At 55.9% G+C, this 23,033-nt stretch carries 16 protein-coding genes and 2 tRNA genes; 13 read left to right on the top strand and 5 right to left on the bottom strand.

The window, feature by feature from the left end; genetic code table 11:
- Window positions 1-57: 57 nt before the first annotated feature.
- Window positions 58-3,489, bottom strand: coding sequence for a SpaA isopeptide-forming pilin-related protein (locus tag DW754_RS07935; protein ID WP_117759189.1), 3,432 nt, complete (start codon window positions 3,487-3,489; stop codon window positions 58-60).
- Window positions 3,490-3,786: 297 nt separating this feature from the next.
- Here DW754_RS07935 and DW754_RS07930 point away from each other — a divergent pair.
- A tRNA-Gly gene (locus DW754_RS07930) sits at window positions 3,787-3,861 on the top strand.
- A 203-nt stretch (window positions 3,862-4,064) separates the two neighbouring features.
- Here DW754_RS07930 and DW754_RS07925 read toward each other — a convergent pair.
- The 4 genes from DW754_RS07925 to DW754_RS07910 form a co-directional block, all read right to left on the bottom strand.
- Complete coding sequence (locus DW754_RS07925) at window positions 4,065-5,465, bottom strand: hypothetical protein (protein ID WP_117634739.1); 1,401 nt, start codon at window positions 5,463-5,465, stop codon at window positions 4,065-4,067.
- Window positions 5,462-7,441, bottom strand: coding sequence for an N-6 DNA methylase (locus DW754_RS07920; protein ID WP_117634741.1), 1,980 nt, complete (start codon window positions 7,439-7,441; stop codon window positions 5,462-5,464). The genes DW754_RS07925 and DW754_RS07920 overlap by 4 nt, the downstream gene beginning before the upstream one ends.
- Window positions 7,441-7,668: a hypothetical protein gene (locus DW754_RS07915; protein WP_117634743.1), complete on the bottom strand. Its 228-nt coding sequence runs from the start codon at window positions 7,666-7,668 to the stop codon at window positions 7,441-7,443. The genes DW754_RS07920 and DW754_RS07915 overlap by 1 nt, the downstream gene beginning before the upstream one ends.
- A 460-nt stretch (window positions 7,669-8,128) precedes the next feature.
- The gene (locus DW754_RS07910) at window positions 8,129-9,802 is read right to left on the bottom strand and encodes an RNA-binding domain-containing protein (RefSeq protein ID WP_117637911.1); all 1,674 of its coding nucleotides are present in this window, start codon (window positions 9,800-9,802) and stop codon (window positions 8,129-8,131) included.
- Window positions 9,803-10,200: 398 nt separating this feature from the next.
- Between DW754_RS07910 and purB the strand changes: the two genes are divergently transcribed.
- The 12 genes from purB (at window position 10,201) to DW754_RS07850 (ending at window position 22,398) form a co-directional block, all read left to right on the top strand.
- Window positions 10,201-11,547, top strand: coding sequence for an adenylosuccinate lyase (gene purB, locus DW754_RS07905; protein WP_022093797.1), 1,347 nt, complete (start codon window positions 10,201-10,203; stop codon window positions 11,545-11,547).
- A 139-nt stretch (window positions 11,548-11,686) separates the two neighbouring features.
- Window positions 11,687-12,523 (top strand): ABC transporter substrate-binding protein, encoded by an 837-nt coding sequence (locus tag DW754_RS07900; protein WP_117634747.1) that lies wholly within the window; start codon window positions 11,687-11,689, stop codon window positions 12,521-12,523.
- Between the two features lie 89 nt (window positions 12,524-12,612).
- Window positions 12,613-14,319, top strand: a complete 1,707-nt coding sequence (locus DW754_RS07895) for a diguanylate cyclase (RefSeq protein ID WP_158567516.1) — start codon at window positions 12,613-12,615, stop codon at window positions 14,317-14,319.
- A 113-nt stretch (window positions 14,320-14,432) separates the two neighbouring features.
- Window positions 14,433-14,696 (top strand): TIGR03905 family TSCPD domain-containing protein, encoded by a 264-nt coding sequence (locus tag DW754_RS07890; RefSeq protein ID WP_117735816.1) that lies wholly within the window; start codon window positions 14,433-14,435, stop codon window positions 14,694-14,696.
- Entirely contained in the window at window positions 14,696-15,907 is a 1,212-nt protein-coding gene (locus DW754_RS07885; protein ID WP_117759186.1) for a twin-arginine translocation signal domain-containing protein, read from the top strand. Before DW754_RS07890 ends, DW754_RS07885 begins: the two co-directional genes overlap by 1 nt.
- 153 nt (window positions 15,908-16,060) lie before the next feature.
- Window positions 16,061-16,783 carry a response regulator transcription factor gene (locus tag DW754_RS07880; RefSeq protein ID WP_006236208.1) on the top strand — a complete coding sequence of 241 codons (723 nt, stop codon included), beginning with the start codon at window positions 16,061-16,063 and terminating at the stop codon, window positions 16,781-16,783.
- Window positions 16,784-16,794: 11 nt separating this feature from the next.
- Entirely contained in the window at window positions 16,795-18,360 is a 1,566-nt protein-coding gene (locus DW754_RS07875) for a cell wall metabolism sensor histidine kinase WalK (protein ID WP_117759184.1), read from the top strand.
- A 118-nt stretch (window positions 18,361-18,478) separates the two neighbouring features.
- Window positions 18,479-19,357: a phosphoribosylaminoimidazolesuccinocarboxamide synthase gene (locus tag DW754_RS07870; RefSeq protein WP_117759182.1), complete on the top strand. Its 879-nt coding sequence runs from the start codon at window positions 18,479-18,481 to the stop codon at window positions 19,355-19,357.
- A complete protein-coding gene (locus DW754_RS07865) occupies window positions 19,358-19,933 on the top strand; it encodes a hypothetical protein (protein WP_117759180.1) in 576 nt (191 codons plus the stop codon).
- A gap of 89 nt (window positions 19,934-20,022) precedes the next feature.
- The gene (locus DW754_RS07860) at window positions 20,023-21,303 is read left to right on the top strand and encodes an aminopeptidase (RefSeq protein WP_117637906.1); all 1,281 of its coding nucleotides are present in this window, start codon (window positions 20,023-20,025) and stop codon (window positions 21,301-21,303) included.
- A gap of 28 nt (window positions 21,304-21,331) precedes the next feature.
- Window positions 21,332-21,407: transfer RNA gene (locus DW754_RS07855), tRNA-Lys, on the top strand.
- A gap of 193 nt (window positions 21,408-21,600) precedes the next feature.
- Window positions 21,601-22,398: a TraX family protein gene (locus DW754_RS07850; RefSeq protein WP_117759178.1), complete on the top strand. Its 798-nt coding sequence runs from the start codon at window positions 21,601-21,603 to the stop codon at window positions 22,396-22,398.
- Window positions 22,399-23,033 lie beyond the last annotated feature (635 nt).

The raw sequence follows: 23,033 nt of genomic DNA, 5'->3' as shown, positions 1-23,033 counted from the left end.
TTTACATGATTGAAAGCGGGCGAGCCGGGGGACTGGCTCGCCCGCTTTTTTATCGCGCTAGCGCTTCTCTGGGATCGACCTAAGGCGAGCGAACCATAAGGCTGCGGCACCCGAGGTCAGAAGCGCGGTGATGCAGGCGGCGATGGGAACTGATCCTGTTGCCGGTAGGTCCTGCGGTAGGGTACAGCGTTGAATGACACGGTCCTCGTCATGTGACTCAAGTTTATCGCCGCCGCCGTTGCGGCAAAGATCGACGCGCGCGCTGTTGGTGAGTGCGGTTTGGGGCGTATAAGCCGACGTTGCCTGCATGTGCACGGCTGCGCCCCGAGCGTCTGTGCCAAGGATTGCTTTGGCATCGTCAAGGTCGTCGTGCTCATCTTTGAGATCATCACGGGTCCAAGAATCCACATCGCTTCGAGTCGTAAAGTCGGCGGCTACTGCACCGTATTCAATGCGAATGCCCGTTACGACGGTATTGGATGCAAGGTCAAGTTCTTTCGCCTCGAGTGTGGTGGATTCCGTGGTCGAGACATCCGCCTTCCAGAGGTGCCAGCCGTCGTAATCGACGAGGCGGCAATCCTCACCCAGACTCTCTTTTACTTCGTCGGACTCAAGCCAAGGATTTTCGTGCCCATCGTCAAGCGTCGCGTTTGCCGGCCCATCGACGTCTGTCGAGTCCAACGGCGTCGTGCGATACCACACGTTGCACAGACCGTTGAGGTCGCCGATGGCGACGGGGGTTTCGATTGAGACGAATCTCGCCGTGCCGTCTTTGGCACACTCAAGATCATCGGTAATTGTGAACTCATCAACCCGGGTAGCTGAATCGTTTCGAGCGTCGATGGTATAGGAGAAAAGTCCGTCCGTATTGGTTTGCGTTGCGGCGCGATTTTTACCATCGCCGTTGGCCAGCAGACCCTTCCCGATAGGTTGGACAAGCTCCTGACGCTTGTCGACCTGTCCTTTGATCTCGATGGGCGCATCCTTCATCGCGACAGATTGGACTTCTCCCGTATCCTTTATTTCAAACGTTATCTCCTCGGCAAGGTCATAGGTCCGCGGAGACATCATTTCGCGCAACGAGTAGGTGCCGGGTGCAAGATGTTCGACGCGGTGCGGCTTGTCGGATGAGGTCCAGGAGTCTATTTCGGTTTTATCGGGACCATATAAGGTGAGTTGTGCGCCTTCCACTTCCTGCTCACCGCTTGCATCGACCTTGGAGATATCAACCTTAGTGTAATCGTCGGATACGTTAAGCCGTGCTTCCACAACGGGCGTTTTCTGGTCGGCATAAGCGAGGTCTACGATATGGGGCGTTCGGTCGAGCAGGAAGCCGGCCGGCGCTTGAGTCTCGACAACCTCGTAGCGTGCGGTGCCAGATCCCAGCGGGAGGTCGTCCGCGCGTGCTTCTCCAGTTTCATCCGTTGTGACGGTAGCAACAGTCTCACCGTCGAGCGCGGCAATGCTACCGTCGGGGCGCACGATATCACCCGAGGCACGGATCTCAAAGATGGCGCCCGCTAGGCTGCTGCCGTCTACGGCATCGGTTTTAACGATCCTGATGTTTCCGGTCGCGGCGTGGTCATAATACGAGGCGATTGCAACGGGCGTTAGGTTCATGTCGGCGGGCATGTTTACCTTGATCTCTTCGCCGACAAGATAGGGCTCTTTGGCCGAGGTTTCGCGTACATAATAGGTGCCCGGCACGAGCGATTCGGGCAGTGTGACGGTCCCGGTCGCGTCAGTCGTAAAGGTGTCCATTACGTTATGTGCTGGATACCAGCAAGTTTGTGAGACAGGTTCGTGATTGCTGTCGAGGAGTTGGAAGGTGAATCCGGCTAGTGGAACAGAAGCGCCTGTTTGGGCATCGCGTTTTACAATCTGGAGATGCGTCGACAGAGCGTGGTTGTCCACGATATATTGAAGCTCGGCGCCGTCGGAAATCTGATTGGCCCCGACGGTCCATTCCCCTGCACGTTTAAAACCCTCGGGGACGGTTTCCGGAACCTCGCGAACCGTGTAGCCGGCGCGGTCGTATGGGATGGCTCCGTGGACACCGGCGGGTCGCTTGCCTGCGCCAAACCATGCTTCTGACTGATCTTTGGTGGAGGCAAAGCCATAGATGTTTGTGGTCAGTGTGCCAACAACCTGCTGAGAGCTGTTGCTGACAACCTCAAAGACAACACCTCCCGCCGGCTGCTCCAGGCCGGATTGGTCGCTATTGCCGTAGTCCTTGAATTTGGAAATCTCAAGGTCAAACGCAATGGGGATATCGGAAACGCGAGATTCGATCTCGACCACGCCTGAATCGCCGAGCTGGTCGGCTCCAACGGTATAGGTCCAGCTGTCGTTGGATGGCAGGTAGCCCTCGGGGGCTTTTGATTCGTAGATGGTAAAGGTTCCTAAGGGGACATCGGCGAGAGTGGCCCGACCGCTTTCGTCGGTCGTGAGGATTTGCGCCCATCCAGGGGTTGATTGTGATACGCACACGAATTCTGCTCCTGCGAACGAAGCTCCAACTTGGGGGCCTGCATTCGTCGCGGCATCGAGCTTTGCGATGCGCAAGGTAATGGTGCCAGGTTGTTCATCAATGGCGACCCGCCCGCCGTCATTCCCCGTGGTAAAGGCAATACGATCGTGGCGGGGGACATAGCCGGCCGGCGCCTTCGTTTCAACTAGGTAGTATGCCGTGTTGGGCAGAAGTACTGCCTGCGCTCGACCGTTGCTGTCCATCTGGACGGTGCCGACACGCGCGCCGCTGGCGCTCTCAAAAACATCGAATGTTGCCCCGTCAAACTCATAGGTATTGTTTCCGCTGGTAATGGCAGCGTTTGCAGACTGCTTTTGGAAGGAAACAGAGACCGTCGGCAGTACATAGAGCATGTCTTGACGTTTGCTGCCGCCCGATACGGTTCCTAAATAGCGCCGCGCGCGGTGCGGAGCGGCTTTGATGCTTCCTGATTTTGCGCTGTCGTGGAGCCATCGCGCAGCCGCCACGACTTCATCGTCGGCGGTAAAGTGCCCACTCTTGGTTTTGCCCTGAGCGGTCGTGTAGGAGTAGGTGCCGTCGACATGGGTAGTGCCGTTGAGCATCCATACGGCAAGCTGGGTGGCGGCGCGGGCGCGATCGGGTGAAAGATGGTAAGCGCCAAACGACGTGGCGGTAGGATATCCGTGACAAACGATTGCCGCGAACTCGTCGTCGAGCCACACCCAGCCTTGATCAAAGTTGAGCCATGGGCCGCCCGGCTTGGTGGGGCCGGGGCGCTCCTGGTTCATGCAGTAGGCAATCGAGGCGTCTTGAGCTTCATACTTGCCGATAAAGAAGGGCCCACAATCATCGCTAATAGTGCGGAAGCCGAGCTGGTCGTAGCCATCGACGGCAAATGCGGCTCCCGGTGCCAGGCAGCCGAAAAGCAGGAAGAGGAGCAGGAGCAGCGGACCTGTTGCGATTGCGCTGTGGACAGAGTGCGTGGGTGCGTTGGACATGGCTGCTCCTTATCCCTCGTGCGCCGCACGGGGAGGCCGCGGCGCTTGGGATGAGGCTACCGCCATGGTTCATGCGGGTAGGTACCAGAAGCTGACCAAAAGCTTGCCCGATTTCTGACAAATCGAGCCCAAATACAACAATCAGATAAAAGTGCAGGTAGAAGATAGGGAGAACAGGAGGTCAAAGGTCCTCGTCTCCACAATTGACATGTTTTCCAAACGAATCTCCACAGCTAAAACAAGCATCGACACCCTTGTATCGAACAAGACAACCGCGTTATACTAGCCAACACACAAGCGGGCATCGCCAAGTGGTAAGGCATCAGCTTCCCAAGCTGACACTCGCGGGTTCGAGTCCCGTTGCCCGCTCCAGTTAAGAGCACAAGCACGGCACCATCACGGTGCCGTGCTTTTTTCAATAAAGTGCTGGGATTCGAACCCGACAGGGTGCGAGCGTTAATCAAATGTCCAAGTGTGAATTCTCACACTATGCCGTTAACCAACTTACTACGATACGCGTTGCATTTTGTTTGTGTTGAGGCTATAGGCTTAACGGCGGTTAAAAGGTCGCCTCACTAGGTGTTGGAGACAACCTTCTCGATGGCGATATCGACCTGCTCCTGTGCCAGCTTGGTAGCCTCGTTCTCAAGTTGGTCAGCCTTGGCCGAGGTGCTCACGCTCCTGTCCATAAGGTCGGCGATGGCAGATTCGACGTCCGCGCCAAGACGGGGAACGCGAATTTTTTTGATATCGATAGGGCTAAGTTGAGGCACCGAGGTTCCGTATGCGCAACGAACGACCGACGGCCTGCCAACGGTGGGACTGTTCAGAAAAGCAAGCAGGTAGCCAGTTCGAATCTTTGTAACGTCGGGATAGATTCTCAGCAGATGGTTGCTGCCAAACATTCCCTCATGATTCTCCGTGAGCAAAAGAGCTCGTCCTAGGATGCCGTACTTTTGACCAGAACATGCCATGACGAGAGTTCCCGGCTTTAGGATGTAACGCTCCCAGTTTTTAATGAGCTTGGCGTAAACAAATTTTGTCGGTTGAGTGTTAACGTCAAAGACCTCGGACACACCCACAAAGGGAACGTTGGAATCGCCATAAAACCGCTTGAAGCGAGGAAGCTCTTCGACGTCCTCTACAAGTTCAGCAAGTGGCGCATACTCCATTACGTCAACCAATGAGTCTACGGCGCTTATAGAGCCGGCATAACTGTCAGCATCAAGGCGCGATCTGTTGTCAATAACTTTGGATAAACTCACCACGCATGTTCCTGCAGGACTTTCTGCCTCACAAGCAATACCGACCTCCTTCTCCAACAGCTTAAACGCCCCGTCCCGCAGCTTCCAGGCCTCGCCGCGCAGGCGCACAGCCTCGGCAGCTTTGTCGCCGATGGCTTTGCGCGTGGCCGCATCGGGCATGATGACCGGAAACTCGTTGGCGTGGGCCACCTCGATGTGCTTGATCATGTGACCGTACTGAGACGCTCGTGCGATCTGCTTGAAGAAGTCCGTCTTCATATACGCGTAGAGCCAGCCGTACTCGTCTTGGTCCTTCGGCTCGATGCGCAACAGGTCGTCCGTGATGACCTTGTTCAGGTGATGCGGGTACACGGCGGTAACGTTGCCCACCACGCCCGAGCGCGAAAGCAGCAGCCAATCCTGATTGACGAATCTAGAATCAGCCTGGGGCACGAAAGGCGCGGCGAGCCACTTCCTCACTCGGGGAAAGTCCTCGAACACCTGGCCGGCGGTAAAGAAGGGTAGCCCTTTGCCTTCCGGCACGGTATACCCCGTCAGTCTGCTCGGCTGCCAAATGTCGGTAAGGTCACCGAGCCTCTTGTGGTTGTCGCACTGGTTGGCAAGGCGTACGAAGCCGTACCCGTCGCGCAGGTAGGTTGACGCCTCGAGCCTCACGTCGCCGCCCAGCACGGTGGAAAGTCGGACGCTCTTCACCAAAGGCGCGATCGTCATTGGTCTCGCCTCCATTCAAAGAAGGCGCCGGCGATCGCCATCGTCTCGTCGTCCACCACGCGCTCCTTCGAGGTGTGGCTGCTCTCCTCTTCGGAGCCCACGTTGCCCGTCACCGCGGTGGTCTGCTCCTGCACAATGGGGTAGCCGTCATCGTCGCGTACATAGGTGGTCTGACCACGCTTGTCGTGCCCTACGTGGTCACAGATGGCCATAAATATCTTGTAATCCTGGAAGGTACCGTCCTTGCAGTATGCCTCTTCCTCACTGTCCCAGCGTCTCAGCACAAGGACGGATGTCTGCACGCCCACGTTGGGTTGGAACGCATCCGGGTGCATGTCTACCGAACCCAGGATCTGCGCATGGCGCAAAATCCACTGGCGCACGTAGCCCAGACCCGGGTTGCCCAGGATGCCGTTGGGAATGACGAGCGCCGCCACACCCACGCCGGGCTCAAGCAGGCGGATACACCGCTCGATGAAGAGGATCTCGGGCGGCTGAGATGAGAAGAGCTTGGGTTCCATGCTCCACTCGGCATCTTCCTCGGACCACGACCAGGTGTGTCCAAGGTCGAAGGATTCCAGAATCGCCGGGTCTTCGATAGGAATCTTGGAGCCAAAAGGTGGGTTGGTCATAATCGCCGTAACGCCGTGCCCCGGCTGCAGCGCCTTATTTGCCGCAATGTCGGCGGCGTCCAGGCGCAGCGCCTTTTGCAGTTTGGGTTCAAAGCCCGAGAACGGCTCGAGCGAGTTGGCGTGGAACAGCTGTCCGGTGCCGTCGTTGTTCATAACCATATTCATCTTGGAGGCACGCACTAGGATGGGATCAAAGTCGATGCCCACGATATGCTTGGACAGGAACTCGCGCTTGCGCGCGATCAGAGCCTCTTGCTTGGCTGCTTTGCTGCGCCCGCTCACCTCGACGGAGTCTCTGATCTTCTCAAGCACGTAATTCATGGCCGTGACCAAAAAGCCGCAGGTGCCCATGGCGGGGTCGAGGATGACGTCGTTTTCGGACGGGTCGACCATCCGCACCATCATGTGGCACATGTTGCGCGGCGTGAAGAACTGGCCCTTGTCACCACGCAGGTTGGAGCCCACGATTGTCTCGTACGCGTGGCCCTTAACGTCCACGTCGCTCTCGAGCAGGGAATACATTTGCAGCTGCGCCACGATGTAGGCGAGCACATCGTCGGTTAATGCGATGCGCTCGTCGGCCTTGAAGATGGTCTCGTACGACTGCTTGACGTTTCCAAAGAGTGCCTCGATGCGCTTGCGGCACTTCTTCTTACCCGCGGCGCCCTGGCGCTCGGTTGGCGTGATGTAGAACGTTGGCGTCTCGGAGTCGCGCTCATCCTGGATTTTGCAGAAGATGATCTTGAGCAGTTCAAGGAATGCCTCGGCCTTTTGGATGCCTTGGTTTCCGGCGATGTAGTTGTGACAGCGGCGGAACGAGTACAGCAGCGAGTCACTGGCGGCGGGGCGCAACTGGTCGAAGCGCGGCGCGTCGTCGGGTACCTCGCCACCAGCATGTGGCAGATCGGGCACGGCCTCGGGGCCGCGCTTGCCGGCATCGTCCACCACGTAACGGAAGGTAAGCAACTCGTCGCCGTTGGTCCACATGCCATAGGTCGAGTTCATGCAGGCAGACGCATAGGAGTGCATTTGATCTACGCCGTCTTTTTTGCCTTTGGCCTTGGTCTTGGGGTCTTTGCACTCGACGATGATGTGGATGTTTTCCTGGGTGTGCGCTTTTCCCGGCTCCCAGATGGCGACGTCGACCGCTTTTCGGTTGCTGCCGAACTTGATCGACTCCTCGACCCCGATCTGCTCCTTCTTGTAACCGTACTCACGCACGAGGGACTTTAGGATTTCCTGGCGCACTCGCTCCTCGGGGGTGTCCCTGCGCTGCGTCACGCCGTCGATGAAGTCCAGTATAGTCTCCGGCTGGATGACCGAAGTCTTGCTCACTTGCGACATTACGATTCCGTCCTTCCAACCTTGGTGTTGGTATCAACGCGTGCGGGGCCGCCCGATGCGACGCCCATCTCGCGGCTAATCAAATCTTTAAGAAATCCCTGCTTGTTTTCCTGTGCGGAGAGGAATGACCAAATCTCCTCTTCGGCGGGATAGAACCGCAGACAGAACTGCTGGGTCTTGTCGTGCTTGTACTTACGATCGGCTCGCTTCTGAGCTTCTGACGGCATGGCACCTCCCAAGGACATAGCTTAGCCATAATAGGAATTAGTATAGGTCTACACCTATATGTAGACAAGCAAAATATCACGAATCAGCAGGTAAAGGATGATTTTTAATTAAAGAAATAGAAGCCAACAAATGTAAAAACGGCCTCTAAGACATTGGACGTTTTTACGGTTGAGGAAGGTGGAGCTTGAGAAATGATCCGCCATGAGCGCTCCCTGCCGCTCGTGCATGGAGTGGCAGGGAACTATTTTTGTTGTATGAGACTGCCGTCTCGCAAGGTTGCAATGCCCGATTGGATGTCGACTTCAGTTGGATCAACCATATGCGCTGTTGCCTGACGCTGCGCGATGCCAGACGACGGAGGATGCGTCCTATCACGACTGGTAGTCAGGCACATTCTGGGCTAGTTGCGAACTTGGCTTGGAATGTGCCTGTTTGGCAGAATCGAAATCGCGAGCCATATCACTCGACTATGTGCCACTCAGCTGCCGAAGTGCTTCCAGCGTTGGTGATGCGGCCAGCTTTCCGTAGGCTTTGGAGCAGATAGCTTACATGGTCGCCTTTTTGCTTTGCCGTAAGGTCTGCCGGCAAGGCATGATCCAGCCCTGCGATAATCTCCGCTCTTGAACATGGGCGCACGCGCAGGAGCTCCAAGATCAACTCCTTGAAGACGCTATTGTCTACGCCCTTGTTTCGCACATACTCGCTGTGGGCACCGGTGGCTGCTGCCACCTCGGCTGAGACCGTCAGTTTGGGGTAACGGCCCCTAACGAGGCCTTGTTCGTGAAGCAGACGTGACTGTTCCTTTGTGACGGGTAGTCCCTTCTGAACGAGGTCCAACAGCAGTACTGTCACCAAATCAAGATTTCGATTGCTTGCGAGAAGTCGAGAATAGTCCTCGTTGAGAACCGTACCGTACAGCGTTACGGCAACGCGCCCAATCTCAGATAGATCGTAGGTGGGCATTGGTAATAGGCGGTTGCGCTGAATATCGAAGACGTTGCGAATGCCTATGGCGTTGCGGTCCATCATGCCTGTTTTGTTCATAGCGCTTGAAAGCAGGGGGTTACGGTAGTAGGGCGGCTTGTAGCCGCTCGCGAGCGCGTTCTCTATCGTCTCGGGGATAAAGGCACCCTCGTTCTTGAATATAAGCTTGTCCTCATACTCAAGGACATTGATCTTTCCTGACATCCTGAAATCTTGATGCGCAATAGCGTTGTGGAGAAGTTCTCGAATGACTTCGGGACTGTAGCGATGCGCTTCGGTGGGAAATAGCGTCTCTTCGCGGTCGAAGAAGCGATACTTTTCGTTTCTTATCTTTCCCAGGATACGATCGACCTGCAGAATGAAGGGCGGCTCAAAGTGTTCATAGGCCATAGTGGAGCCGTCGCTCGCGTAGAGCGTCCAAGTGATGCGCGGCTCAATGCCACCCAGAAAGACACTCGATTCCGGTTTGCCCAGAAGAACGAGCGCCGCATTGCTCACGTGGCCGTGGATCACAAGCGCCATCTTGCTAAGGATAGATTCTTCGTCGAGGCTACTAACGGCAGGCTGGCTTTCTCCGAACTTTTCGACGAATTTGGAGCATGCAAAGCTAACTGCATCTGGATCAAGGTCACCGAAGTTTGCCTCGTAGGCAATCTGGCGCGACCAGTCGGGCCGGCTCTGCCCGTAAATGGCGTCGAGTTTGAACTTGGGCATCTCTACGAGGGACTCATTCTCTCGTGACCAAGGGATTCCGTGCCAAGTCGTTGGCGTTGCGAAGCTGCCAGCCGGTATCTGGAAAGCAATGACTCTTTTGTCATCAACCTCAAACTCGTAAATCTCTTCGAAAGTCATGCCGTTGTTGGTGTATTGGGCGATTTCGTGCTTTAGGCGTCGCAGGCCGACACTTGGCGATTGGGGTTCTTTACGGTAGGCGGTTCCCTTTATCTTGCGGTCGTTTGAAATGCCAAAGAAAAGCCATCCGCACTCTGCCTTGCGTAAATTGGCCTCGTTGCTGAGGGCGGAGAAATACCTGCCAATGTCCTCGAAGTCATAGTTCTGCTTTGCTGCCTTGTATTCGACGACCTCGGTCTCGACGTCTGCAATGATGCGCAGAAGTAGGGAGGGCATTTCGCTCGTTTTCCGTATCATGACACTCCATATAATGTAATTTTATCCGCAACTAATGTAATTATATCTCCTGTTACATTAGCCGCCCGTGCATAAGGCTGTAGGCCGACTGTAAGGTCATATATTTCAGTGCATATAATGTCTGTACTTTTAATTTACCTCGCAGATTAGCTGCCAGGGGAAACGGAAAATAATGTGTCTTCTTCTAATGTAATTTCGCATGTAGCTTCGCGGATAACGCGTGAAATTACATTAGTACACGGAACTATTGCCGCCTGCTGCGGTGACGCTGCTGTCCATCTTCGTTGCCCGCTCCAATTCCAAAATGTTAGGTTCATGCCTGCTGCCCATACTTGCACCTGCGCACGGTACAATGGTTGGGTTACGACCAACGTGCCAATAACCAAAAAGGAGCCGCTATGATCGATCGCTATACCCGCCCGGAGATGGGACACATCTTCTCCCTCGAGAACAAGTACGCCATTTGGCAGGAGATCGAGGTTCTGGCCTGCGAGGCCCAGGCGGAGCTCGGTAAGATCGGTATTTCCAAAGACGAGGCCCAGTGGATCCGCGATCATGCCAACTTTGAGAAGGCGAAGGTCGATGAGATCGAGGAAGTCACGCGCCACGACGTCATTGCCTTCCTGACCAACATGAAGGAATACATCGATGCCGATGTTCCCGAGGGCGACCCCAAGCCCAGCCGCTGGGTTCACTATGGCATGACCAGCTCCGATCTGGGCGACACGGCTCTGTGCTACCAGCTCACCCAGGCCTGCGACTTGATCATCGAGGACGTCAAGAAGCTCGGCGAGATTTGCAAGCGTCGCGCCTTTGAGGAGCGCAATACGCTCTGTGCCGGCCGCACTCATGGTATCCACGCCGAGCCGATGACCTTCGGCATGAAGTTTGGCTCTTGGGCCTGGGAGCTCAAGCGCGATCTGGATCGTCTTGAGGACGCCCGCAAGAATGTTGCCTTCGGCGCCATCTCGGGCGCTGTCGGCACCTACAGCTCCATCGAGCCGTTTGTCGAGGAGTATGTCTGCGAGCACCTGGGCCTGGTTCACGACCCGCTGTCCACGCAGGTTATTAGCCGCGACCATCACGCCTATCTCGCCGGTGTTCTTGCCACCACGGCGGCCACCTGCGAGCGCATCGCTACCGAGGTTCGCAATCTGCAGAAGACCGATACCCTCGAGGCCGAGGAGCCGTTCCGCAAGGGTCAAAAGGGCAGCTCCGCCATGCCGCACAAGCGCAACCCCATCACCATGGAGAAGGTCTGCGGCCTGTCGCGCGTCGTGAAGGCCAACGCGCAGGTTGCCTTCGACAACGTCGCCCTGTGGCACGAGCGTGACATTTCGCACTCCTCTGCCGAGCGCGTCGCCCAGGCCGATAGTTTCATCGCGCTCGACCACATGTTCCAGTGCCTCATCCGCGTTATCGACGGCCTGCAGTTGTATCCCGCTCGCATGATGGCCAACCTCAACAAGACACGCGGCCTCATTTTTTCCTCCAAGGTCCTGCTGGCCCTCGTCGACACGGGCATCACCCGCGAGGACGCGTACGCCATTGTGCAGGAGAACGCCATGGCAACCTGGCACGAGGTACAGGATTGCGTCTCCGGCCCCACCTTTAAGGAGCGTCTCGAGGCTGATCCGCGCTGCACCGTCAGCCAGGAGAAGCTCGACGAGATCTTTGATCCGTGGGACTTCCTCACCCGCATCGACACGGTCTTCGATCGTCTGGAGCAGCTGAGCTTCGAGTAGGGTTGACCTAATTCGACCGCCTGCGGATGCATTTCAACCATTGGCGCCTTGCCCGTTTTGGGCAAGGCGCTTTTTTCACTGCCGCATTGGCTCCCGGTAATAAAATGAACTTTACTGCTGTTTCGATGAAAGGAGGAGCGTGCCCAGACGTATCAAGCGAGTCGCCATTGTCTCGTTTACGCTCATGCTCCTTGTTGCTGCCTGTGTGGTCGCCCTGACGTATACCGTTCGAAGCAGTTCTTCCTCCTCGAATGAAGCCGACAAAGATCTCCCAGTACTCAAAATCGGCGTTACGGATAACGACCCCTATGTGTATATCGATACCACGGGCGATTACGTCGGTATCGATATCGACATCGCCCGCGAGGCCTGCAAGCGTGCGGGGCTCAAGCCACAGTTTGTCGATATTGACTGGAACGATCGCGACCGGCTGCTCAAAAACGGTGATATCGATTGCCTGTGGTGTGATTATTCTCCCTGCTATCGCGAGGATAAGTATTACTGGACCGAGCCGTATTTAACCGTGCCGGTCTCGGTTGCCGCCAAGAAAACGAGCGGCATCAAGTCCTTGGCGCATCTCGATGGAAGCAAGACCATCGCGGTGATTGCGGGCTCGGTGAGCGAACGCCGATTGCTCGCAGGGGATCTGGAAATCTCGCCGGACGTGCAAATCAAATCGTACGGTTCTGCCGAGCTCTGCAAAGCCGCCCTCGCCAAAGGGTATGTCGACTGTTGGATGGCGGACGTTCAGTCGCTTGATCGACTTGTCGCCCAGTATCCCGGCCTTTACCGCGTGTTCGCTGACAACGTTATGACGGTTGACCTTGGCGTCGCGTTTAAGGACGGCTATGAGGGGGAGTACGTCAAAAACCTCAATACCGTGCTGTTCGAGATGGATCGAGATGGCACGATTGAGCGCATTGTGGGCAAGTACAAGGCAGGGGCGACGACGGACGGGCAAGGAGCGGAATCATGACAAATGATGAGCGCCGCTTGCGCCGAAAGGCATTAGTCACCGCGGCTATCTGCGTTGTGGTCAGCGCTGTCCTGTTGGGTCTGCTGTATATGGTCGGCACGCATCGCTGTCTCGATAAAACGCTTGGGTTTGGTCAGGAAACCATGGTGTTTTTAAAAAACGCCTGCGAAAAATATGACCGATATGAACAGGGAAGAAAAACCGAAGCGACGCACAATTTGGATGCCGCGCTCGAGTCGTTTTCGACGTTCTTGCCGTCTGATCACGTTGAAGTCAACGATGACCTCGTCGAGGAGTACGTCCATACCGAGCACCTTTCGGGAATGTTGGTCATGGACGCCGACGGCCATATGGCCGCTCATTACGATATTGATGGTCGCGATCCGCTGATGCTGTGGCGAGAGGAGCTGGCCTGTTCGTCGGTCGCATCGATGTATCGAGGATCCAAGGTGTCCTACTCGACGGTCGTTGAGCGTCGCGATGTCGACTTTGCCGTGAGTGTTGTTCCGTACGGTGATGGCGTAGCGCTGGGGTATCGATCGCTTGCGCCCGAGCCCGCCGATGATTATTCGTATACGATCGCCGACGTGCTCGTGAACAACACATTCCATCAGAGCCCAACGGTGCTCGTGATGCGCGATATGCAGATCGTTTCCTCAAACGATTCGAATGTCGATCTAACCCTTGCCCGGCTTCTTGCCGATAGCGGAATTGATTGGAAAGACGAAGGCTTAACACGTATCGAATATCGGGGAAGTACCTGGTATGCCGTGCGTGCGGCGTATGAGGACTATCGCCTGTTTGCGCTTTATCCCAAATCTGAGGTCATGTCGGGCAGGATTTCATTTATCGCTGCCGGCGTGCTGGTGTGCTTGGCGTTTTGGGTTGTAGTGCTGTTGGCGCGCAACATTGCCGATCGTCGCAATTTGGCCGAAAAGGACAAGCAACTCGGCATCATCAATGCTATCAGTTCCATATATGAGTCGACCTTCCTGCTGCATCTCGATACGCTCGAGATCGAGGGAATTAACATGTCGCCATCGGTGGCAAAGATATTTTCCGAGCACGCCGAGGTGTATGACTTTTTGACAACGGTTTGCCGAGACATCGTGAGTCCCGAAAGCCGCGAGGCGGTCATGGAGCTAATAGATATAAGCACGCTTCAGGACCGTATGGAGGGCATGCCGTACTTGGATGCCGAGGTACGAGATTGCCGAGGTACGTGGTATTCGCTGCAGGTTGTTCCACAGCGCCGCGATGAGCAGGGTCGACTGGAATCGGTCGTCGTGGCGACGCATAACATCTCGATGACAAAGCGCGCCGAGGAGCTTTCTTTCCAGGACAAGCTGACGGGACTTCGCAATAGAAATTACCTTGAGTCCCTTGGCGACGACCTGGTGAACGAGTCCCTGCCCGTGAGTGTGATCATGATGGACTGCAATTTCCTCAAGCGCACCAATGATCTCTACGGTCACGAAATGGGCGATGAGCTGCTACGGCGTACTGCATCTGTATTGAAGCGGACGGCAGGCGAGAAATTTGTACCCATGCGCGTTGGTGGAGACGAGTTCTTGCTGATTTGCCCTCACACCGATCGCGAATCCGCATGCAAAGTGGTGCAAGATCTTCGCCTCAGCCTTGCTGCTGCGAGCGATGAGGTGCTGACAGTCAGTGCGTCGTTTGGCGTCGCGACGGCAGAGACACCCGGATGTTCGCTGACCGAGATGTACCACATCGCTGACCACAACATGTATCAAGAGAAACGAAAAGTTCACGCTCGGGAAGCAGATTGCTAGTATTGCTACCGCCGGTTTGCGCATTGGGGAATGTTGAATCGGTGCCCGCGATACTTTATCGGTTCGGACGGGGATAATAGACGTCTGAAATTGCTTTACGAGAGGGGAACGCAATGATTAGTTTTGATTACAAGCCTCAGGGCGTATGCACTCGCAATATCCACCTTGACCTGTCCGATGACGGCAACAAGGTGGTGGGCGTCGAGTTTACCGGTGGCTGCAACGGCAATCTCAAGGCTATCTCTAAGCTGGTCGAGGGTGCTCCTGCCGATCGCGTCATCGAGGTTCTCGCTGGTAATACCTGCGGTATGAAAAAGACTTCTTGCGCCGATCAGCTCACGCGCGCTATCGAGGCCGCTCGCGCCGAGATCGCCTAATGAGTATCGCCGACCACGTCAAGAACGGAATATCGCGCCGCGGCTTTGTGCTCGGAGGGACTGCCGCGGGCGCTGCCACGGTGCTTGCCGGATGCTCAAAGAAAACGGGTACCAGCGACGACGCCGCCGGCGAGCCGCAGGTTATCAAAGACGACTCAAAGATTGTCTCGATTACGGATGAGTATGAGGCCGTCGATATCGATCTTGAGCCCATGGCGACATGGACATTGCCCTTGGGTACGCTGCTGTACTACTGCGACGGCGATTACGCCGCGGCGATGATGGCCCCGGCGTCTGCGCTGCATGCCAACACGCTTGGCGTGCTCAACTTGGGCGACGGCTCGCTCACGACGCTCATCGAGGATCCTATCGAAGGTGCGGGGTATTCGTTTTACGATGTCCGCGCCGGCGATGGCGTGTTTGCGTGGGTTGAGATGAACTTTGCCAATTCATCGTGGAAGCTCTACGCTCAAAATCTGTCGGGCGCTTCGCTCTCTGGCGACGTGGTTGAGCTCGATCGGGGTGGCAAGGACTATGATCCGCCCCTGTTTACGGCGTTCGGGTCATCGGTCATCTGGTATAAAATGCCTTCGGCAGGCGGCAATAAAACGAGTAGTGATTCGTTTTGCTATCGTCGCTCGCTTGATGAATCCAAGGCCGAGACAATTTGGAAATCGACGGGCCGCTTTGCATCGGCCCCGCGTGCGAGCGACGGCATTTTGACCATCTCGCCGCGTGTCCGCAACGACGAGGGCGTCTACTACGGCATAACGGCAATCGATCTGACCGACGGCAACAACACCAAACGTGCCCAGCTAGTCCTTCCCTCGTCAGTCTCGCCTTTCGAGGCCGTATATATGGGCGATACCTTCGTGTTTTCTATCGAGGCGACCTATAGTGGCGTGGGCAGCTTGGGCAACATGGGCACGTATATCGGTAATGAGGGAGGGTCGTACCTCTTCCTGTCACGCGAGCCGCTCGCATGTGCGGCTGGCAAGAAGAATAAATACCTTGTTAAGGTGCAGGCATCGCATTTCCTGATCGACACCTCTGCCAAGACCTATGGCTCGCTGCTGTCGCCCGACCGCGCTTTGGAGTATGGCGATTATCCAGCTACGGCGGGAAAATCGGACTCATTCCTTACGTACGCCACGGTGCGCAACAGCCAGGGTATACCAGAGACGGTCACTGCACGCCTATTCTCTCTTTAAGCTTAGAGGGGTTAAAAAGGCGCCAACAGGGGAATAAACGCGTTGTAATTGTGAGTACCGCCCGCCGAGCTGCCGCGTCATAGCGGCATCCGGCGGGCTCAGGTGCGTTAAAATGGGCTTGTTCTTAGCTAATTGAGACAGGGGGGCCGTGTTATGGCTTCAGATGCAAAAAAGATTCTGCTGGTCGAGGATGAGAAGGCAATCCGTGACGCCGTCGCTGCCTATCTCGAGCGCGAAGGCTACTGGGTTGTGGGCGTCGGCGACGGCCAGTCCGCGATCGAAGAGTTCGAGAAGCATCAGTTTGACCTGGTCGTGCTCGATCTTATGCTCCCCAAGATCCCCGGTGAGCGCGTTTGCCGCACTATCCGCGATACCTCGGATGTGCCCATTATCATGCTTACCGCCAAGGGTGAGATCGAGGACCGTATTATCGGTCTTGAGCTCGGCGCCGACGACTATCTGATCAAGCCGTTCTCGCCGCGCGAGCTCGTCGCCCGCGTTCGCGCTCTGTTCCGCCGTGCCCATCAGGCCGACGAGCCCGCCGTCGAGGTACTCGACTTCGGCGATCTGGTCATCGATATCTCGGGCCACAAGATCTTGGTCGAGGGCAAGGAAGTGGACCTGACCGCTTCCGAGTTTAAGCTGCTCACCACGCTTGCTCGTCATCCCGGCCGTGTGTATAACCGCATGGAGCTGGTCGAGAAAGTGCTCGGGTATGACTTTGAGGGCTATGAGCGCACCATCGATAGCCACGTGAAGAACCTTCGCGCCAAGCTGGGCGATGATCCCAAGAAGCCCAAGTGGCTCTACACCGTCCACGGTGTCGGCTATCGCTTCGAGGCTCCGGCCAAGACCGATAAGTCGGACGAGAAATAGGGAAATCACATATGACACCTGCGCGCTTTGAAATCGGACAAAAGCACAAGCAGGAGAGCGAGGCGGGTTCCAAGGCTAGTTGGAACACGCCTCGTTCCGATTCACGGCCAACGATGAGCTATCCCTCGCGCATGGCACTTGCTTTTGCTCTGACATCGCTCATGACGGTATTGGTGCTGGTGGGCGTTGTCTCTGTTGTGTGGGGCACGGTCTTTTCGGATTACACGCGCTCCAATATCGTCGAAATCGCAAATTCCGCAGCCGAAAAGCTTGCGACGTCGTACGAGGAAAACGGCAATTGGACTGCGGGCGAGCTGCGCACGGTCGCGACATCGAGTTTGGTGTCCGACGATTTGGGCATGCAGGTCGTCAATAAAAAGGGCGTTGTTGTCTATGACGACTCGTGGCCTTCGGCAAGTGCGACTGCCGATGTGCGCGAGAGCGAATCGGCGTCTCGCAGCTCGAGAGGTAAAAAGGCCTCGCATAGCCCGGTTTCGTCGGCGCCCACCGACTCCGATAGCGTGGCCAACGTCGAAATCATAACGCCTTCCGGCCAGCATGTCGGACAGGTAAAGCTATGGGCCATCGGCTCCGATGCTCTGCTCACCAAGGCAGATTCTGCGTTTAGAGAGAAGACCTTTAACGCCATGGTCCTTGCCGCGGTTGTTGCAGTCTGTATCTCGGTCGTTATCGGATCGTTCATGTCGCGTATGCTCACCAAGCCGATTCATCGTATTACCAGCACGGCCAAACAAATTCGCGATGGCGATTTGTCCGCTCGCACGGGCTTGCGCGGCGATGACGAAATCGATCAGCTGGGTGAGACCTTTGACGAGATGGCCACTTCGCTCGAGAAGGATATGAAACACGAGAAACGTTTGACCTCGGACGTGGCTCACGAACTTCGTACTCCGCTTATGGCCATGCTCGCAACGGTCGAGGCCATGCAGGATGGCGTATATCCTACCGACGATGAGCACTTGGAGACTGTTGCTTCCGAGACGCGTCGCCTGGCTCGTCTGGTGCAGCAGATGCTCGACCTGTCGCGCATGGAAAACAGCACGGCTCCGCTCAACCTTGAGCCGGTGGACATGGTTCCTTTCGTGCGTTCCATCGTCAATGCCCAGGAGCGCCTGTTTGTCGACCGCGATCTGCGCTTGCGCTTTGCTGACGAGACCCAAGGTCACGACGATGTCGTCGAAGCCGATCCCGACATGATCACACAATGCGTCATCAATCTCATGAGCAACGCCATGCGCTACACCCCCGAGGGCGGTTGGGTCGTGGTGTCGGTGCTCAGTGACCGCAAACACGTCAGCATTGCCGTTTCTGATACCGGCATCGGTATTGCCAAGGATGACTTGTCGCGCATCTTCGGCCGTTTTTGGCGCGCCGATGCCAGCCGTGCCCGTGAGGCGGGCGGTCTGGGCGTGGGCCTCGCCGTGACTAAACAGATCGTCGAGCGCCATCACGGCTACATATCTGTGGAGTCGGAGCTTGGAAAGGGTACGACTTTTACGATTCATCTGCCTCGCGAGCACACGGCGGACGCGGCATCTACTACAATGGAGCACTAGCTTTTCGCTATTCGGTGAAGGAGGGGTTTCGTCCCTGCCGCTCCGAGTTTGCGAAAACGTGCGGGAAAGAACCCGCATTACTGTCGTATTTTGGTAAGGAGTGACTCACGTGACAACGATGGAGCGTCGTCCGGATTCCCGTGGCAAGGTTCGTGATATCTACGATGCCGGTGAAAACCTGCTGATGGTCGCCACCGACCGCATTTCTGCGTTCGACTTCATTCTTCCCGACGAGATTCCGTTTAAGGGAGAGGTGCTCAACCGCATCTCGGCATTCTGGTTCGATAAGTTTGCCGGCATCGTTCCCAACCACCTCGTTTCCATCGACCCGGCGGATTTCCCCGAGGAGTTTGCTGAGTATCGTGACTACCTCGCCGGCCGCGCCATGCTGGTTAAGAAGGCCCAGACGATTCCTATCGAGTGTATCGTCCGCGGCTATCTGACCGGTTCGGGCAAGAAGACCTACGACGAGAACGGCACCGTCTGCGGCATCCAGCTGCCTGAGGGCCTGACCGAGGCTTCCAAGCTTCCCGAGCCGCTGTTCACGCCGTCCACGAAGGCCGAGATCGGTGACCACGACGAGAACATCTCGTTCGAGCGTTGCTGCGAGATCGTGGGCGAGGATATCGCCACGCAGATTCGTGACCTTTCCCTCAAGATCTACAAGGCCGCTGCCGAGTACGCCGCGACCCGTGGCGTCATCATTGCCGACACCAAGTTCGAGTTTGGTGTCATCGATGGCAAGGTCACGCTGATCGACGAGTGCCTCACGCCCGATTCCAGCCGTTTCTGGCCTGCTGCCAGCTACGAGGAGGGCAAGATCCAGCCCAGCTACGACAAACAATTCGTCCGCAATTGGCTCAAGGCCAACTGGGATATGACGGGGGAGACCCCGCACCTGCCCGCCGAGGTCATCGATGGCACGTCCGAGCGCTATCGCGAGGCCTTCCAGATCATCACGGGCTCCCAGTTCACAAGCATGAAGGAGAACGCATAAGTGAGTACCCGTAGCGCCACGAACAAGCGCACGCAATCCCGCGAGGTTACCGGGGTTGCGCGCAAGTCCGCCGCATCTGCTAAGCCTGCCCGTCAGGCAGCGAGCTCTGTCCGCGTCGTGCCGGCTTCGTCTAAGGCACGCCGCAAAGAGCTCGAGAAGGGCGAGAACCTCGAGGGCCTCTCTAAAGAGGAGAAGCGCGCCCGCAAGGCTAAGCAGCGCGCCAAGGAGGATCGCATCTACACGGTGTCGAATATCCTTCTCAAGCAGGATGAGGACTACACCAAGCGCCGCCGCATCTGGTGGGCCGTGCTCGCTATCGGCATGGTGCTCGTCGTGGCCATTTGGGCCTCGCTGTACTTCGCTCCCGCTGGCATGGTGTCCAGTCCCGTCCAGATGGTCGGCATCGTTTTGTCTTACGTCGTCATTCTGGGTGACTTTATCTACGACTTCGTTCGTATTCGTCCCCTGCGCAACATGTACCGCACGCAGGCTGAGGGCATGTCCGACAATAAGCTCAACGCCCTTATCGAGCGCGCGGCTGCCGAGGAGGACAAAAAGGACTCCAAGAAGAAATAGCGTTTGCATTCATACTTATCGCTAAGATATAAGGCGCGTCGTTTTTGCGGCGCGCCTTTTTACTGTTCTATAGATAGATGGAGTGGCACATGATTCGAGCTGCCCTGACGGTTGAAGAAGCTCTGGAGGGCATGAAGGCCCTGGAGCCCAAGATTAAAAACTATGCGCGCCTGGTCGTCCGCAAGGGCGTAAACGTCAAGCCCGGCCAGGAAGTCGTCGTTCAGTCTCCGGTCGAGTGCGCGCCGTTTGCGCGCGTGGTGGTCGCGGAGGCCTATGACGCCGGCGCCGGCCACGTGACGGTCATTTGGGCCGATGATGCCGTGACGAGGCTCACGTACGAGCATGTCGATAAAAGCTATTTTGAGCAGACGCCCGAGTGGAAGCGCCTGCAGCTGGATTCCCTGGCCCAGGACGGTGCCTGCTTTATCTTTATCGAGGGTGCGGATCCCGCAGCCCTCAAGGGCATCGATCCAGCCAAGCCGGCCGCGGCATCCAAGGCGAGGAATACGCAGTGCAAAGTTTTCCGCCGTGGACTGGATTACAACATCAATCCGTGGTGCATCGCCGGCGCTCCGGTCGTGGCTTGGGCGCACGAGGTGTTCCCGGGAGACGCCGATGAGGTTGCAATCTATAAGCTGTGGAATGCGATTCTGCACACCGCTCGCGCCGATGGCCAGGACCCGGAGAGCGACTGGGAACTCCATGACGCCGCATTCGAAAAGAACCTGCGTTTCCTAAACGATAATCAATTTGATTGCCTGCACTACACCGCTTCGAACGGAACCGATCTGACGATTGGCATGACGAAAGGTCACGAGTGGGCCGGCGGCAAGGGCAAGACGCCCGATGGCCACCCCTTCTTCCCCAACATCCCCACCGAGGAGGTTTTTACCTCGCCTGATCGCATGCGCGCTGACGGAATCGTCTACTCGGCCATGCCGCTCATCCACCATGGCAATAAGGTCGACGATTTTTGGATTAAGTTCGAGGGCGGCCGCGTAGTGGACTACGATGCCCGTGTGGGCAAGGCAACGCTCGCAAGCATCATCGATACTGACGAGGGCGCTGCTCACCTGGGAGAGGTCGCGCTCATCTCCAAGAACACGCCGATCCGCGAAAGTGGCGTACTGTTCTACGATACGCTCTATGACGAGAACGCTAGCTGCCATCTCGCGCTAGGTGTCGGTTTCCCCGAATGCATCGAGGGTGGGTATGACATGTCCAAGGAAGAGCTCCTGGAGCATGGCGTTAACGTCTCGAGCACGCACGTCGATTTTATGATTGGCACGGACGACATCGATATTACGGGCATTACGCCTGATGGACGTGAAGTTGTGATTTTCCAGAACGGCCAATGGAGTTGGGAATAGTCCCAGACCGTGGTACAATGCCACCCGCGGGCCGTTAGCTCAGCTGGCAGAGCAGGGGACTTTTAATCCCAAGGTCCAGGGTTCGAACCCCTGACGGCCCACCATAGAATGGAAAAGCGACTGGCGGATGCCGGCCGCTTTTTTGTTGCCGCGACGCGGGTTCGAACCCGAAAGGGCGCGGAGCTGAGTAAACGCGTGAGCGTTTGCCAGCGCAGCGCGCAAGGCGCGAAGCGCCGCAGCGGCCGCCTGCGGAGCAGGCTGAACCCCTGACGGCCCACCCAAAGTAAGGAATACGAAATGAAAACAAATAGATACGGAATTAGCGGCAGCACATTAAAGATAATAGCAGCCATTTCGATGGTTCTCGATCATGTAAGCAGGATCGTCCTGACCAATGGAATCATGACTCACGCATCGTACAGTCAGATATCAGACGAACAGTGGGCGATTCTAAGCGAGGCTTCGGATATGCTTCATGTTCTTGGCAGAATTGCATTTCCCTTATTTTGCTTTTTGATAGTTGAGGGATTTTTGCATACTCATGACTTAAAGAAGTACCTGCGAAATATGCTTGTCTTCGCAATCATTGCGGAGCCCATATACGATTTCGTCCAAACCGGGCAACTATTTGACCTTCGGCAACAAAATGTTATGTGTGAGCTCCTGCTTTCCTTGGTCTTTTTGATTGTTCTGGAAAAGATACAAAGTCTTTCAAAACGGAAAAGATACATCGCAGAAACTGCTCTGATTGTTTTGACAGCACTGGCAGCTGAATACACTAAACTAGATGGCGGTGTGTATGGCATTATGCTTGTGGCTGCATTCTATTTATTCCACGACAGCAAGGCCAAGATGTTCTTTGCTGCAGTATGTGCAGTGCTCCTTTCGTCATGCCATATAGTTGGCGGCGGATTCGAGCTTGCTGCAGCTAATGTACTTAATCCTGATGTTGCTGCCGCGGTCGTTTCGTTGCTGCTTATCAATCTTTATAATGGTAAGCGAGGGCTGAAGCTCAAATATTTCTTCTACATTTTCTATCCGGCACATCTTGCTCTGCTTTATGGTGTCTCACTTATTGTTTTGAACTGTCTTTAAAAACTCTCAAACAAGTCTCTGAAAACGGAAACAAATTGACCCTAAGACTGCTTGTGAATTTCCGGAAGACCTGAGAGATGCGAGGATAGGCAACGAGGGCTGCAGAGAGATGCTTCTCAGTTCTCTGGCGGATCGCACGTATCTGTATGAGGATCACTTCCACACACTCATTAATAACAGTGATAAACACGGCAGATCCTCAAAACATGAGGCTGTGGAGGTCGAACGATGCTTCGAAAGCATGAATGGCAGCGAGAAAATGAGTTCGGAAGCGCCCTCTGGATGATCCAGCATAGAATAGAAAGCGATCGGCTCCGGCTGGTCGCTTTTTTGTTGCCGCGCCACGGGTTCGAACCCGAACTTCTCTATATATAAGAACGCTTGGCGAACAAAACCTGCCTTTTACCGACGGGAAACAAATAGCTGATGCTTTTGGAGTAAAGTGGCGCTCCAGAGATGACCGATGCCTTAACACCTATAAACCAGCTGGTCATCGCCAATATCAGAAGCCAATGCTTCAGTTTTAACCTCAGTGATGCGACTGAGGGACCTATTCATTTGTGAACAAAATATGGAGTGCGCGATTCCCGCCCCCGGCGCCCCTCCGGTCTGGCAATATATCTCCTTGCCGCGCG

Origin of the sequence: Collinsella sp. AM29-10AC, assembly GCF_003469085.1 — a bacterium.
Lineage (GTDB): Bacteria > Actinomycetota > Coriobacteriia > Coriobacteriales > Coriobacteriaceae > Collinsella.
This window is presented reverse-complemented; position numbering and strand designations above follow the sequence as displayed.

Bases quoted from the DNA above. Each gene is read 5' to 3' on its own strand.
- DW754_RS07935 (WP_117759189.1), bottom strand. From the start codon at position 3,489: ATGTCCAACGCACCCACGCACTCTGTCCACAGCGCAATCGCAACAGGT.
- DW754_RS07925 (WP_117634739.1), bottom strand. From the start codon at position 5,465: ATGACGATCGCGCCTTTGGTGAAGAGCGTCCGACTTTCCACCGTGCTG.
- DW754_RS07920 (WP_117634741.1), bottom strand. From the start codon at position 7,441: ATGTCGCAAGTGAGCAAGACTTCGGTCATCCAGCCGGAGACTATACTG.
- DW754_RS07915 (WP_117634743.1), bottom strand. From the start codon at position 7,668: ATGCCGTCAGAAGCTCAGAAGCGAGCCGATCGTAAGTACAAGCACGAC.
- DW754_RS07910 (WP_117637911.1), bottom strand. From the start codon at position 9,802: ATGATACGGAAAACGAGCGAAATGCCCTCCCTACTTCTGCGCATCATT.
- purB (WP_022093797.1), top strand. From the start codon at position 10,201: ATGATCGATCGCTATACCCGCCCGGAGATGGGACACATCTTCTCCCTC.
- DW754_RS07895 (WP_158567516.1), top strand. From the start codon at position 12,613: ATGGTCGGCACGCATCGCTGTCTCGATAAAACGCTTGGGTTTGGTCAG.
- DW754_RS07890 (WP_117735816.1), top strand. From the start codon at position 14,433: ATGATTAGTTTTGATTACAAGCCTCAGGGCGTATGCACTCGCAATATC.
- DW754_RS07885 (WP_117759186.1), top strand. From the start codon at position 14,696: ATGAGTATCGCCGACCACGTCAAGAACGGAATATCGCGCCGCGGCTTT.
- DW754_RS07880 (WP_006236208.1), top strand. From the start codon at position 16,061: ATGGCTTCAGATGCAAAAAAGATTCTGCTGGTCGAGGATGAGAAGGCA.
- DW754_RS07875 (WP_117759184.1), top strand. From the start codon at position 16,795: ATGACACCTGCGCGCTTTGAAATCGGACAAAAGCACAAGCAGGAGAGC.
- DW754_RS07870 (WP_117759182.1), top strand. From the start codon at position 18,479: ATGGAGCGTCGTCCGGATTCCCGTGGCAAGGTTCGTGATATCTACGAT.
- DW754_RS07860 (WP_117637906.1), top strand. From the start codon at position 20,023: ATGATTCGAGCTGCCCTGACGGTTGAAGAAGCTCTGGAGGGCATGAAG.
- DW754_RS07850 (WP_117759178.1), top strand. From the start codon at position 21,601: ATGAAAACAAATAGATACGGAATTAGCGGCAGCACATTAAAGATAATA.